Origin of the sequence: Sphingomonas sp. CBMAI 2297 (assembly GCF_029870595.1) — a bacterium.
Taxonomy (GTDB): Bacteria; Pseudomonadota; Alphaproteobacteria; order Sphingomonadales; family Sphingomonadaceae; genus Sphingomonas.
The window spans coordinates 173,985-187,310 of record NZ_JAPDIR010000003.1 but is presented as its reverse complement, the minus strand read 5'-3'; the positions used below and the strand labels follow the sequence as shown (position 1 = coordinate 187,310).

Sequence of the window (13,326 nt, the reverse complement as noted above, 5' to 3'; positions counted from 1 at the left end):
TGCGAAGGAGGGATTCCGGCCTCGAATCGCCCCTGGATACGATTGACGGTTTCAAGACGGGAGCGCTAACATTCGCGACGGAGAGGGGCATCGGAAGCATGCTGGCAGGGCGCATAGTCGTGGTCGGCGGGGGCACCGCGGGGTGGATGACCGCCGCCGCGCTGGCGCACAAGCTCGCCGGCACGCCCGCGCGGATCACCCTGGTCGAATCGGCGGAGATCGGCACGGTCGGCGTCGGCGAGGCGACGATCCCGCACATCCGCCATTTCAACGCGACGCTCGGCATCGACGAGGCCGATTTCCTCGCCGCGACCAGGGGCACCTACAAGCTCGGCATCGAGTTCGTGGACTGGGGCAGCAAGGGCGATTCCTATATCCATCCCTTCGCCGAGTTCGGCGCGCCCATCGGCGGCGTGCCTTTCCACCAGCAATGGTGCGCGGCGCCGGAGGGCGGGGCGTTCGAGGCATATTCGCTGCCCATCCAGGCCGCCCGCCGCGGCCGTTTCCGCCGGCCCGACGGCGATCCCTACAACTATGCCTATCAGTTCGACGCCGGCCTCTATGCGAGGTTCCTGCGCACCTATTCGGAGGCGCGCGGCGTCGTCCGGCGCGAGGGCAAGGTGATCGATGTCGCGCGCGACGGCGAGAGCGGCTTCGTCCGCTCGCTCACGCTCGAGAGCGGCGAGACGCTGGCGGCGGACCTGTTCATCGATTGCTCGGGCTTTCGCGGCCTGCTGATCGAGCAGGCGCTCCATGCCGGCTATGAGGAATGGACGCACTGGCTGCCCTGCGACCGGGCGATCGCGCTGCCCTGCGCCAATAGCGGCCCGATCCCGCCGCTGACCCGCGCGACCGCGCAGGAGGCCGGCTGGACCTGGCGCATCCCGCTCCAGCACCGCACCGGCAACGGCCATGTCTATGCGAGCGGCTTCACCAGCGACGAGGATGCGCTGCGGGTCCTGCTCGGCGCGATCGCCGCCGAGCCGATGGCCGAGCCCAACCGCCTGCGCTTCGTCACCGGCAGGCGGCGCCGGCAATGGGTGGGCAATGTCGTCGCGATCGGCCTGTCCTCGGGCTTTCTCGAGCCGCTGGAATCGACGAGCATCCACCTGATCCAACTGGCGATCGGCCGGCTGCTCGACCTTTTCCCCACCCGCGACTGGGACCCGCTCGACGCGGCCGAGTTCAACCGGCTGATGGCGCTCGAATATGAGCGGGTCCGCGATTTCCTGATCCTGCACTATCACTGCACGCAGCGCGACGATTCCGAATTCTGGCGCCATTGCCGCGCCATGCGCCTGCCGGACTCGCTCGAACACAAGCTCGCCCTGTTCCGCGAGCGCGGCGTGGTGGTCCGGTATCGCGAAGGCACGTTCCTCGAGCCGAGTTGGCTCGCGGTCTATCTCGGCCAGCATGTGACGCCGCGCCACTGCGATCCGCGCGCGGGCGGGGCCGGCGTCGCCGCCGCCATGGCCGCGATGCGGGCCAGGGTCGCCGCGATGGCGGAGGCGATGCCCCTGCACGAAGCCGCATTGGGGATGCCGGCATGATCCGCGGCATCGGCATTGTCGGCGGCGGCGTCGCCGGCTGGATGGCGGCGCTGGCGCTCGTCCGGGCGCTTCCCGGGATCCAGGTCTCGCTGATCGAGACCGAGGGGCCCGACTGGAGCCTGGGGCCCTTCGGCCCGGCCGAGGCCAGCCTGCCGGATTTCCCCGCCTGGCTCGGCGCGCACGGCATCGACGAAGGCGCGCTTCTGCGCGCCGCGCGCGGCAGCTTCTCGCTCGGCACCGCGGTCTCCGGCTGGGCGGCGCGCGAGGCGGATTGGTTCCTGCCCTTCGGCGCGATCGGGGCGCCGCTCGCCACCATCGCCTTCCACCAGCTCGCTGCCCGCATGCGCGAGGCCGGGCAGCGCGTGCGCCTCGCCGATTATTCGCTCGCCGCGATCGCCGCCGCCGCGGGTCGCTTCTCCCGGCCGAGCCCCGATCCGCGCTCGATCCTCTCGAGCTTCGGCTATGGTCTGCATCTCGATCGCGCCGGCCTAGCCGATGCGCTCCGTGCCGCAGCCGGGCTGGAGCCGGCTGGCCGTTTCCGCCGGGCGATCGGCGAGGGGACGGTCGGCGCCGTCGAGCTTCGCGAAGGCGGCCAGGTGACCGCCGATCTCTGGCTCGACTGCTCCGGCCCCGGCGCATCGCTCGCGCGCCGCCTGGACGATCGCTGGGAGGACTGGTCCGCCTGGCTTCCCTGCGATCGCGTCATCGAAACCTGGACCGAGGTGGAAGGCGTGCCGCCGCCCCATGCCCATGCCGGCGCCTTCGAAGCCGGCTGGCAGCGCACCGTGCCGCTGGCCGGCGGGCAGGGTGGGGCGCTCTTCTATGCCGCCGCGCAGCTGCCCGATCAGCCCGGCGCCATTCCGCTCGTCCAGGGGCGCCGCACGGCTGCCTGGACCGGCAATGTCGTCGCGCTCGGCGCCGCGGCGCTGCGGGTCGAGCCGCTCCATGGCTGGAACCTGGCGCTGCTCGCGAACGCGCTCACCCGGCTGGTCGGCCTGCTCCCCGCCGCGCCGGACGGCCCCGAGGCGGCCGAATATAATCGCCTGACCGCGGCGGAGGCCGATAGCGTCCGCGACTTCGCGATCCTCCACTACAAGACCAATGGCCGCACCGGAGAGGCGCATTGGGACGCCGCCCGCGCCATGCCGGTCCCCGAGGCGCTCCGGCGCAAGCTCGATCTCCATGCCAGCCGGGGCCGGGTGCCGCTCGGCGACGAGGAGCTGTTCGGGGCGGACGACTGGATCGCCGCGCTCGACGGCCAGGGCCTGCGTCCGCGCCGTTACGATGCACTGGCCGATGCCATTTCCGAGGCGCGGCTGATCGACCATGCCGGGCGGGTTCGCGCGCTGATCCTCGACGCCGTCCGCGCGATGCCGCATCACGGCGCCATGCTGCGTGCCGAGGGACTGATCGCATGACCGCTCCCGCGCCGATCCGCCGGATCGTCATCGTCGGCGGCGGCACCGCCGGCTGGATGGCGGCCGCCGCGCTCGCCCGGCTGATCCCTGCCGGCGTCTCGGTGACGCTGGTGGAATCGGAAGAGATCGGCACGGTCGGGGTCGGCGAGGCGACGATCCCGCCGATCCGCAACTTCAACGCGCTGCTTGGCCTCGACGAGCACGACTTCCTCCGCCGGACCCAGGGCACGATCAAGCTCGGCATCGAGTTCGTGGACTGGACGCGCGAGGGCCATCGCTATGTCCACCCGTTCGGCGAGTTCGGCTTCGATGTCGAGGGCGTGAAGTTTCACCAGATCTGGCGCAAGCTCCACGCCGGGGGCCGCGCGCGCGCGATCGACGCATACAATGTCTGCGCGCTGGCGATGGCGTCGGGGCGCTACCAGCCGCCGGTCGCCGATCCCGGCTCGATCCTGTCGCGCATGGCCTATGCCTATCAGTTCGATGCCTCGCTCTATGCCCGGTACCTGCGCGCCCATGCCGAGGCGCGCGGCGTCGTCCGGGTCGAGGGCAAGGTCGCGCACATCCCGTTGCGCGCCGAGGACGGCTTCATCGAGGCGGTGATGCTCGAAGGCGATCGCCGCGTCGAAGGCGAACTGTTCGTCGACTGCACCGGCTTCCGCGCGCTGCTGATCGAGCAGGCGCTGGGGGCAGGCTGGGAGAGCTGGGCGCACTGGCTGCAATGCGATCGCGCCGTCGCGGTGCCCAGCGCCAGCCCGGGGCCGGAGATCACGCCCTTCACCCGCAGCACCGCGCACCGGGCCGGCTGGCAATGGCGCATCCCGCTCCAGCACCGCGTCGGCAACGGCCATGTCTATTGCAGCGCCGACATCTCGGACGATGCGGCGCGCAAGACGCTGCTGGCGAACCTCGACGGCGCGCCGCTCCGCGATCCCTTCATCCTCAGGTTCGAGGCAGGCCGTCGCAGGCGGGCCTGGCACCGCAACTGCGTCGCGCTCGGCCTGTCCTCCGGTTTCCTCGAGCCGCTGGAATCCACCAGCATCCACCTGATCCAGTCGGGCATCCACCGGCTGATGGCGCTGCTGCCGGATACCGGCTTCTCGCCCGTGGAGCGCGACGAATATAACCGGCTGGCCGACGTCCAGATGGAGCAGGTCCGCGACTTCGTGATCCTGCACTACCATGCCAATGCGCGGCGGGAGGGCGATCTGTGGCGCCGCGCCCGCGAGATGGCGATCCCGGAGACGCTGGCGCGCAAGCTCGCCTTGTTCCGCAATCGCGGCCGCTTCTTCCGCACCGAGGACGAGCTTTTCGCCGAATCGAGCTGGATCGCGGTGCTGCTGGGGCAGGGGGTGATCCCGGCCGGCTGGGATCCGCTGGCCGACGGGCTCGACGAAGACAAGCTCGCGCTCAGCCTGGAGCGCATCCACGAGATGTTCGCCCGCGCCGCCCGGGCGATGCCGCGCCACGAAGACTGGCTCGCCCGCAACGCGCCCGCAAGGACCCCTGCATGACCGATAACCGCAACATCCGCTCCATCCTGATCGTCGGCGGGGGCACCGCCGGCTGGATGACCGCGGCCACCTTCGCCCGTATCCTCGGCCCCGATTATGCGAAGATCACGCTGGTCGAGTCGGACGAGATCGGCATCATCGGCGTGGGCGAGGCGACCATCCCCCAGATGGCCACCTTCAACCGCATGCTCGGGCTCGACGAGGACCAGTTCGTCCGCGAGACCAAGGGCAGCTTCAAGCTCGGCATCCAGTTCGTGAACTGGGGGCGGATCGGCCATCGCTATTTCCATCCCTTCGGCCGCTACGGGCTCGACATGAAGGGAGTGTCCTTCCACGCTTATTATCTCCGCCTGCGCCAGCTGGGTGAGGCGCCGGAGGTGGACGCATGGTCGCTCCAGGCGATGGCGGCGCGCGACGACAAGTTCATGCGCGGGATCGACGCGGGCAACTCCCCGCTCTCCGACATCGCCTATGCCTATCATTTCGATGCCGGCCTCTATGCGAGGTTCCTGCGCCGCTATGCCGAGGAGCGCGGGGTGGTGCGGCGCGAAGGCAGGATCGTCGATGTGAAGCTGCGCGGGGAGGATGGCTTCGTCCAGTCGGTGACGATGCAGGACGGCAGCGAGATCGAGGCGGATCTGTTCGTCGATTGCTCGGGCTTTCGCGGCCTGATCATCGAGCAGGCGCTGAAGGCGGGCTATACCGACTGGTCGCACTATCTCCCCTGCAACCGCGCCATCGCGGTGCCCTGCGCCAGCGTCGACGCCTGGACGCCCTATACCCGCAGCACCGCGCACAAGGCCGGCTGGCAGTGGCGCATCCCGCTCCAGCACCGGATCGGCAACGGCCATGTCTTCTCGTCGCACCACATGTCCGACGACGAGGCGACGGCGATCCTGATGGCCAATCTCGATGGCGAGCCGCTCGCCGATCCGCGCGTCGTCCCGTTCACCACCGGCCATCGCAACCGGATGTGGGTGAAGAACTGCGTCGCCCTGGGCCTGGCGGGCGGCTTTCTCGAGCCGCTGGAGAGCACGTCGATCTGGCTGATCCAGTCGGGCCTGTCGCGCTTCCTGACGATGTTTCCGGACCGCGACTTCAACCAGGCCGACATCGATCGCTACAACCGGATCATGACGACGGATTACGAGGAGATCCGCGACTTCCTCGTCCTCCACTATCACGCGACGGAGCGCACCGATTCCCCCTTCTGGGACTATTGCCGCACCATGGCGATCCCCGATCGGCTGGCCGAGAAGATGCGCGTGTTCCGCAGCCATGGCCGCGCCTTTCGCGAGAATGAGGAACTGTTCAACGACACCAGCTGGTTCGCGGTGATGCTGGGCCAGCTGATCGAGCCCGGGTCGCACGATCCGGTGGCCGACGCGATGCCCCTCGACGAGACGCGCGCGCGCCTTGCCCATATCCGCGAGGCCGTCGCCAATTCCGCCGCCTACATGCCTAAACACCGCGACTTCATCCGGGAGCATTGCGCCGCATGAGAAGCCTTCCCACCGTGTTCGCCGCGCTGCTCCTCGCCGCGCCCGCTGCCGCCCAGCCGGTCGCGACCTTCTCCGGCTTCTCCACCAGCGGCAGCGACGCGGTGGACCGCATGACGGTCCGCCCCGGCGAATATGCCAACCCGATCCTCCGTGGTTTCTACCCCGATCCCAGCGTCACTCGGGTGGGGAAGGACTTCTACCTCGTCACCTCCACCTTCGGCTGGTTCCCGGGCATCCCGGTCTTCCACAGCACCGATCTCGTTCACTGGACCCAGATCGGCAACGCGATCGACCGGCCGGACATGCTCGACTTCAAGCAGCTCGGCCTCTCGCGCGGCGTGTTCGCGCCGTCGATCCAGGCGCGGGACGGAATCTTCTATCTCCTCAACACCTGCGTCGATTGCGGCGGCAATTTCCTGCTCACCGCGCGGAACCCTGCCGGCCCCTGGTCCGACCCGGTCTGGCTGCCCGAGCTGGAGGGTGGCATCGACCCTTCGATGTTCTTCGACGAGGACGGCCGGACCTGGGTGGTCAACAACGGCCCGCCCGAAGGCGCGCCGCTCTACCAGGGCCACCGCGCCATCTGGATCCAGGAGTTCGACCGCAAGGCGCTGAAGACCTTCGGCCCGCGCAAGGTGCTGGTGAACGGCGGTGTCGATCTGTCGAAGAAGCCGATCTGGATCGAGGGGCCGCATATCTTCAGAAAGGACGGCTGGTATTATCTCAGCTGCGCCGAGGGCGGCACCGCCGAGGGGCACAGCCAGGTGATCCTGCGCTCGAAGTCGGTCACCGGCCCTTATGAGGCGTGGAGCGGCAACCCGATCCTCACCCAGCGGGACCTGCCGCGCGACCGGCCGAACCCGATCACCTCCGCCGGCCATGCCCAGCTCGTCACCACACCCGATGGCAAATGGTGGGCGACCTTCCTCGCGGTGCGGCCGTACGAAGGCGATTTCTACGCCACCGGGCGCGAGACCTTCCTGCTGCCCGTGGAATGGCGGGGCGGCTGGCCGGTGATCCTGCCGCCCGCCACGCCGATCCCCTGGGTCCATGCCCGTCCTCCGTTGCCCCGCGGCACGGGGGCGGAGCCGATCAACGGCATCTATGCCAGGCTCGACTCGTTCAATGGGCCGACGCTGCCGTTCGACTGGATGATGCTGCGCAACCCGCGCGAGCGCTGGTATGCGCTCGGCCAGGACGGCCTCCAGCTCACCGCTCGCCCGGTCGGGCTGGGCGACAACGGCAACCCGTCGTTCCTCGCCCGCCGCCAGCAGCACCAGAATGGCAATGCCGAGACCCTGGTGCGGTTCGCGCCGCAAAAGGACGGCGACCGCGCCGGCCTCGTCGCCTTCCAGAACGACGATTACTGGTTCTTCCTCGGCGTGAAGCAGGTCGGCGGCAAGGCGCTGCTCACCGTCGACCAGCGCGAAGGGCCGGGCAGTCCGAGGCTCGGCAAGACGCTGTTCAGCGCCGCCGCGCCCGCCGGCCAGCTGCGCCTGCGCGTTGACGTGCGGGGCCGCAGCTATGCCTTCAGCTATGCCGCGCCCGGCACGAAACCGGTCTGGAAGCAGCTCGGCACGGTCGAGACGGACAGCCTGACCACCAAGGTGGCGGGCGGTTTCGTCGGTTCGGTCTTCGGGGTGTTCGCGGGGCGGGGGGAGTGAGGGATTCCCGCCGCCTTCCCCTCCCTGAAAGGGAGCGGAGATGGCCGGCCTTCCTCCTTGTCCCCCTCCTTGCCGCTGCCCCGCCGCAGGAAGCGCCCGCTCAGGACATCCCGATCAGCCTCAACCAGCTGGGCTTCGAGCCCGGTGATCCCAAGACCGCGATCGTCGAGGCGGACGGCGCCCCGCGCGACTGGCAGCTGATCGATGCGGCCGGCAAGGTGCTGGCCAGCGGCAAGGCCTGGCCCTTCGGCCCCGATGCCGCCTCGGGCGCGCCCGTCCAGCGTATCGATTTCTCGCGCTTCGGCGTGCCCGGCCGGGGCTATCGCATTCGCGTGGGAACCAGCGAGAGCGCGCCCTTCGCCATCGCCCCGAACCTCTACCGCCCGCTCGCCCGTGACGCGCTCATCTTCTTCTACCATCAGCGCGCCGGCACGCCGATCGAAGCGCGCATCGTCGGGGCGAAATGGGCCCGTCCCGCCGGCCATGCGCGCGAGGTGGCGAAATGCTTCGCCGGCAAGGACGAGCGTGGCACCGAATGGGCGGGCTGTCCCTACACGCTCGACGTCACCGGCGGCTGGTACGATGCCGGCGACCACGGCAAATATGTCGTCAATGGCGGCATATCGCTCTGGACGCTGCTCGCCGCGCACGAGCGCAATCCCGGGGCGCTCGCCCAGGGAAGCGGCCCCGCGCCGGGCCTGCTCGCCGAAGCGCGCTACGAGATGGAGTTCCTGCTCCGCATGCAGGTGCCGGACGGCACCCGGCTGCGCGTCCCCGTCGGCAAGCCGGAACCGGCGCCCGGCAGGGCCGCCCGGGAAGCTTCCCAAGCACCCTTTGCCGAGATCGACGCCTCGGGGATGGCGCATCAGAAGGTGGCGGACGCCAGGTGGACCGCGCTGCCCATGCCGCCCCAGGACGACACGCAGGAACGGCTGCTCTATCCCCCCACCACCGCCGCGACGCTCAACCTTGCCGTCACCGCCGCGCAATGCGCCCGCATCTGGAAAGGGATCGACGCCGGTTTCGCTGCCCGCTGCCTGAGCGCCGCCGAACGCGCCTTCGCCGCCGCCGGGCGCAATCCGGAAGTCTATGCCACCGGCAGCTTCACCGGTTCGGGCGGCTATGGCGACATGGACGTGTCGGACGAATTCTACTGGGCAGCGGCCGAGCTGTTCGTCACCACCGGCAAGCCGGAATATCATCAGGCGGTGACGGCTTCTCCGTACCTCACCGCGCCCGTGGGCGAGCCCGGCTGGCCGCAGGTCGCCACGCTCGGCACCATCACGCTGGCGACGCGCCCTTCCGCACTGCCTCAGGCCGAAGTGCGGCGCCTGCGCGGCCTGCTGGTCGCCGCCGCCGATCGGTTCCTCGCCGATGCGGCGGGCAACGGCTATCGCATCCCCTATCTCGCCACCGGCTATCCCTGGGGCTCGAACGGCGCGCTGCTCAACCGCGCGATGGTGCTGGGCATTGCCGGCGATCTGACCGGCAACCCGAAGTACCGGGCAGGGGTGATCGATGCGATCGACTATATCCTTGGCCGCAATCCCAATTTCACATCCTATGTCAGCGGCCATGGCCTGTTCTCGATGCGCAACCCGCATCACCGCTTCTGGGCGCCCGCGCTCGACCCCGCCCTGCCGGGCCCGCCGCCCGGCACGCTCTCGGGCGGGCCCAACTCGACGGCGATGGTCGATCCGGTGGCGGCGAAGCTGAAGGGACATTGCGCGCCGCAGCGCTGCTGGGCGGATGATGTCCATGCCTATGCGCTCAACGAAGTCGCGATCAACTGGAACGCGCCGCTGCTGTGGGTGGCGATGTGGTTGGGTGCGTAGTCAATTCCTCCCCCGCTGCGCGAGGGAGGATCTTCGTCTCACCGCACCGTCAGCGTGGTGCTCTTCAGGTCCACCGAGTTCGGGCCGGCCGAGATGGTGAACGTGCCCGGCTCCACCACGCGCTTCATCTGCACGTTCCACAGCGACAGGTCCCTGGGCGTCAGCTCGAACGACACGGTCTTCCGCTCGCCGGGCTGCAGCGTCACGCGCTGGAAGCGCTTGAGCTCGATCAGCGGCCGGGTCACGCTCGCCTCGTCGTCGCGCACATAGAGCTGGACGACTTCGTCGCCGGCGCGCTTGCCGGTATTGGCCACGTCCACCTTCACCGTCACCTTGTCGGCGACTCCGATCGTGCCCGCGCCCAGCACCGGCGCACCGATCTCGAAGGTCGAATAGGAGAGGCCATAGCCGAACGGATAGAGCGGCGTCGTGTCGCCGAACAGATAGCCGCGCCGCGCGGTCGGCTTGCGGTTATAGTAGATCGGCAGCTGACCCACGCCGCGCGCGATCGACACGGGCAGCTTGCCGCCCGGGTTGAAGCGGCCGAACACCACATCGGCCAGCGCGTTGCCGGTCTGCTCGCCCAGATACCAGCCCTCGATCAGCGCCGGCGCCTTCTCGGCCAGATAGTTCACCGCATAGGGCCGGCCGTTGAGCAGGATCACCACCACCGGCTTGCCCAGCGCGAAGATCTCGCGGGCGAGCTGGTCCTGCGGCCCGGGCAGGTCGAGCGTGTCGCTGTCGCCCAGATGCTCGTCGGCCCAGGCCTCGCGGCTCAGCGCCTCGTTGCCGCCCAGCACCATCACCACGACATCGGCATCCTTCGCCGCCGCCACCGCGTCGGCGCGCAGCCTGTCATTGGTCGCGGCATCGGTGCGCGTCACCTTGTCCTGCGCCCAGACGCGCCCTTCGGTCAGCCGCACGCCTTCCGAATAATCGACCTGGAACTTGCCCTTGCCCTCGGCCTGCATGGCCTCCAGCACCGAGACGACATGGTTCGGCACGTCCGAATAGCCGCCGATCGGCGTGTCCTTCGCATGGGTGCCGATCACTGCCATCCGCTTGATGCCGGCGGCGTCGAGCGGGAGGAGGCCGTTCGCGTTCTTGAGGAGGACGACCGATTCCCGCGCTGCCTGGCGCGCCAGGGCGATCGCCTCGGGCGTGTTGGTCCGCCTCGCCGCCAGCTTCACATCGGCATAGGGATTCTCGAACAGTCCGCCCTCGAACTTCATCTCGAGCACGCGGCGCACCGCATTGTCGATCTGGCCCTGGCTCACCTTGCCCTCGCGGACGAGCTGGACCAGGAAGTTGAAGCCCTCGCCGTCCGGCGTCTCGACGTCGACGCCCGCATCGATCGCGCGCGCGCCGGCGTCCTTCACGTCCTTGAACATCTTGTGCCGGGTCACGAGCTCGCGGACCGCGAAATAATCGCTCACCACTGCGCCCTTGAAGCCCCATTCGCCGCGCAGCACGTCGTGCAGCAGCCATTTGTTGGCGTGGCTCGGGATGCCGTCGATCTCATTGTAGCTCGCCATCACCGCGCGCACCGGCAGCTGCGTCACTGCGTTTTCGAAGGGCGGGAAGAAATCCTCGCGCAGCGTGCGCTCGCCCAGCGAGGCGGGGCCGACATTGGTGCCGTTGTCCGGCTGGCCGTGCCCGGTCATGTGCTTCAGCGTGACGAACACCTTGTCCCTGGCCAGCGGCAGCGTGGTGCCCTGGAAGCCGCGGATCGCCGCCAGCCCCATTTCCGAGACGAGATAGGGATCCTCGCCATAGGTCTCCTCGATGCGGCCCCAGCGCGGATCGCGCGCCACGTCGACCACCGGCGCCAGCACCAGATTGGCGCCGCGGGCCCGCGCCTCGGCGGCGGCGACCGAGAAGACCTTCTCCAGCAGGCCCGGATTCCAGGTGGAGGCGAGGGCGATCGACTGGGGGAAGCTCGTCGCGCCGGGGGCGACCAGCCCGTGCAGCGCTTCCTCGTGCATGATCATCGGAATGCCCAGCCGGGTGCGCTCCATCGACCATTTCTGCGCGGCGTTGATATAGGTCGCGGTCTCCACCGGGCCGCGATTGGCCGCCACATCGGCGCCGGCATTGGCGGTGCCCGCGGCCACGCCCTTGCGGTCGGACGGGCGCGAGATCATGCCCAGGCCGTTGGGGAAGGCAGCACTCGCCCTGGCCGGATCGAAATCGCCCGCCGGCGTCTGGATCGCGTCCTTCTTCAGCCAGATCGCGACCAGCTGCGCCACCTTCTCCTCCAGCGTCATCCGGCCGAGCAGATCGTCGACCCGCGCATCGATCGGCTGGCCGGCGTCCTTGTAGAGCGGGCGCTCCGTCTTGCCGTCCGCCCTGGCGGCCTGGGCGAGCGCCGCGGGGGCAATGGCGGGGGTCAGCGCCGTGGCGGCGATGGCAAGCGCGGCGATGCGGCGGAAATTGCGCACGTTCCTCTCCTCTGGGTCGCGGCGCTCGGGCGCCGGCTGGTTCCGGTTATGGTAGCGCTATCACTATCAGTCGGAATCCGTAACGGTCAACCGGGTCACGCCGATTGCATTTGTGCTAATCGCGGCATATCCCCGAAACGATGAGCAGACCCAGCCGCAGAAGCCGAGGCACGGTCACCGTACAGGACGTCGCGCGCGCCGCCGGCGTTTCCGCGATGACGGTCTCGCGCGTGGTCAATGGCGGATCCAATGTCAGGGAGACCACCCGCCAGGCGGTTCTCGAGGCGATCGCGACGCTGAACTATTCGCCCAACAGCGCCGCGCGCAGCCTGGCGGCGGGCGAGGCGACCCAGATCGGCCTGCTCTATTCCAACCCCTCGGCGGCCTATCTCTCGCAATTCCTGATCGGCGCGCTCGCCGCCGCCCGCCGCGCCGGCTGCCACCTGGTGCTCGAGGCCTGCGAAGGCGAGCGGGCGGACGAACAGGCCGAGGCGACGCGCCAGTTCGCCTCCACCAGCGTCGAGGGCGTGATCCTGCCGCCGCCGCTGTCCGAGGCTGCGCCGGTCCGCGCGGAGCTGGAGACTGCGGGCATCCCCTGGGTCTCGGTCGCGATGGGCCTGCCGCCCGAGCGCAGCCTCAACGTGCGCATCGACGATGCCGCCGCCGCCGCCGCGATGACCCGGCACCTGATCGATCTCGGCCATCGCCGGATCGGCTTCATCCGCGGCAACCCGAACCAGACCAGCTCCGCCGAGCGCCATCGCGGCTTCGTCGAGGCAGTGGAGGCCGCCGGGCTCGACGTGCAGGCGATGCCGGTGGAGCAGGGTTATTTCACCTTCCGCTCGGGCATCGTCGCGGCCGAGCGGCTGCTCGACCGCAAGGATCCGCCCACCGCGATCTTCGCCTCGAACGACGACATGGCCGCGGCCGCAGTGGGCGTCGCCCATCGGCGCGGGCTGCACGTGCCGCAGGACATCAGCATCGTCGGCTTCGACGACACCTCGCTCGCCACCACAATGTGGCCCGAGCTCACCACTGTCCGCCAGCCGATCGCCGCCATGGCGGAGAGCGCGCTCACTCTGTTGCTCGCCCGGCTGCGGGCCCACCGTGCCGGCACCACCGACAAGCTGGAGGAGCAGGTGCTCGACCATGAGCTGATCCTGCGCGAATCCTCCGGTCCCCCTCCGGGGGCCTCGGCACTCAGGCCGGCGCCCGCGAAGAAGGGCTGGCGGTGATCTGAGCCCCTCCTTCCGGGGAGGGGAGTGGAAGGGGCTTGGCCCCCGGCCCAAACCGGTCCAGCATGACAACGCGGGACAGAGTCTCCGGCGGAAGCAACCCTACTTGCTTTTCCCCTCGGATCGCGTCACCGTTACCGCTAACAATGCCGCCGGACGGGCGCGAT

Annotated in this window: 8 protein-coding genes; 7 read left to right on the top strand and 1 reads right to left on the bottom strand. The window is 69.5% G+C overall.

Annotated features, from left to right (window positions below; genetic code table 11):
• Positions 1-98 precede the first annotated feature (98 nt).
• From OMP43_RS05970 to OMP43_RS05945, 6 genes are read left to right on the top strand one after another with little or no spacing between them, the layout of a single operon-like run.
• On the top strand, positions 99-1,550 hold the full coding sequence (locus tag OMP43_RS05970) for a tryptophan 7-halogenase (RefSeq protein ID WP_280278813.1): 1,452 nt from the start codon (positions 99-101) through the stop codon (positions 1,548-1,550).
• Entirely contained in the window at positions 1,547-2,968 is a 1,422-nt protein-coding gene (locus tag OMP43_RS05965) for a tryptophan 7-halogenase (protein ID WP_280278812.1), read from the top strand. The genes OMP43_RS05970 and OMP43_RS05965 overlap by 4 nt, the downstream gene beginning before the upstream one ends.
• On the top strand, positions 2,965-4,482 hold the full coding sequence (locus OMP43_RS05960; protein ID WP_280278811.1) for a tryptophan 7-halogenase: 1,518 nt from the start codon (positions 2,965-2,967) through the stop codon (positions 4,480-4,482). Before OMP43_RS05965 ends, OMP43_RS05960 begins: the two co-directional genes overlap by 4 nt.
• The gene (locus OMP43_RS05955; RefSeq protein ID WP_280278810.1) at positions 4,479-5,984 is read left to right on the top strand and encodes a tryptophan 7-halogenase; all 1,506 of its coding nucleotides are present in this window, start codon (positions 4,479-4,481) and stop codon (positions 5,982-5,984) included. Before OMP43_RS05960 ends, OMP43_RS05955 begins: the two co-directional genes overlap by 4 nt.
• Entirely contained in the window at positions 5,981-7,648 is a 1,668-nt protein-coding gene (locus tag OMP43_RS05950) for a glycoside hydrolase family 43 protein (protein WP_280278809.1), read from the top strand. The genes OMP43_RS05955 and OMP43_RS05950 overlap by 4 nt, the downstream gene beginning before the upstream one ends.
• On the top strand, positions 7,645-9,483 hold the full coding sequence (locus OMP43_RS05945) for a glycoside hydrolase family 9 protein (RefSeq protein WP_280278808.1): 1,839 nt from the start codon (positions 7,645-7,647) through the stop codon (positions 9,481-9,483). Before OMP43_RS05950 ends, OMP43_RS05945 begins: the two co-directional genes overlap by 4 nt.
• Before the next feature lie 38 nt (positions 9,484-9,521).
• Here OMP43_RS05945 and OMP43_RS05940 read toward each other — a convergent pair whose 3' ends face one another.
• On the bottom strand, positions 9,522-11,924 hold the full coding sequence (locus OMP43_RS05940) for a glycoside hydrolase family 3 N-terminal domain-containing protein (RefSeq protein ID WP_280278807.1): 2,403 nt from the start codon (positions 11,922-11,924) through the stop codon (positions 9,522-9,524).
• Positions 11,925-12,064: 140 nt separating this feature from the next.
• On the opposite strand from OMP43_RS05940, the gene OMP43_RS05935 reads away from it, so the two are divergent.
• The gene (locus tag OMP43_RS05935) at positions 12,065-13,159 is read left to right on the top strand and encodes a LacI family DNA-binding transcriptional regulator (RefSeq protein ID WP_280278806.1); all 1,095 of its coding nucleotides are present in this window, start codon (positions 12,065-12,067) and stop codon (positions 13,157-13,159) included.
• Positions 13,160-13,326: the final 167 nt, after the last annotated feature.

What these genes read in the sequence shown, in the direction of transcription:
- OMP43_RS05970 (WP_280278813.1), top strand. Translation starts at nt 99, where the DNA reads ATGCTGGCAGGGCGCATAGTCGTGGTCGGCGGGGGCACCGCGGGGTGG.
- OMP43_RS05955 (WP_280278810.1), top strand. Translation starts at nt 4,479, where the DNA reads ATGACCGATAACCGCAACATCCGCTCCATCCTGATCGTCGGCGGGGGC.
- OMP43_RS05935 (WP_280278806.1), top strand. Translation starts at nt 12,065, where the DNA reads ATGAGCAGACCCAGCCGCAGAAGCCGAGGCACGGTCACCGTACAGGAC.
- OMP43_RS05960 (WP_280278811.1), top strand. Translation starts at nt 2,965, where the DNA reads ATGACCGCTCCCGCGCCGATCCGCCGGATCGTCATCGTCGGCGGCGGC.
- OMP43_RS05965 (WP_280278812.1), top strand. Translation starts at nt 1,547, where the DNA reads ATGATCCGCGGCATCGGCATTGTCGGCGGCGGCGTCGCCGGCTGGATG.
- OMP43_RS05950 (WP_280278809.1), top strand. Translation starts at nt 5,981, where the DNA reads ATGAGAAGCCTTCCCACCGTGTTCGCCGCGCTGCTCCTCGCCGCGCCC.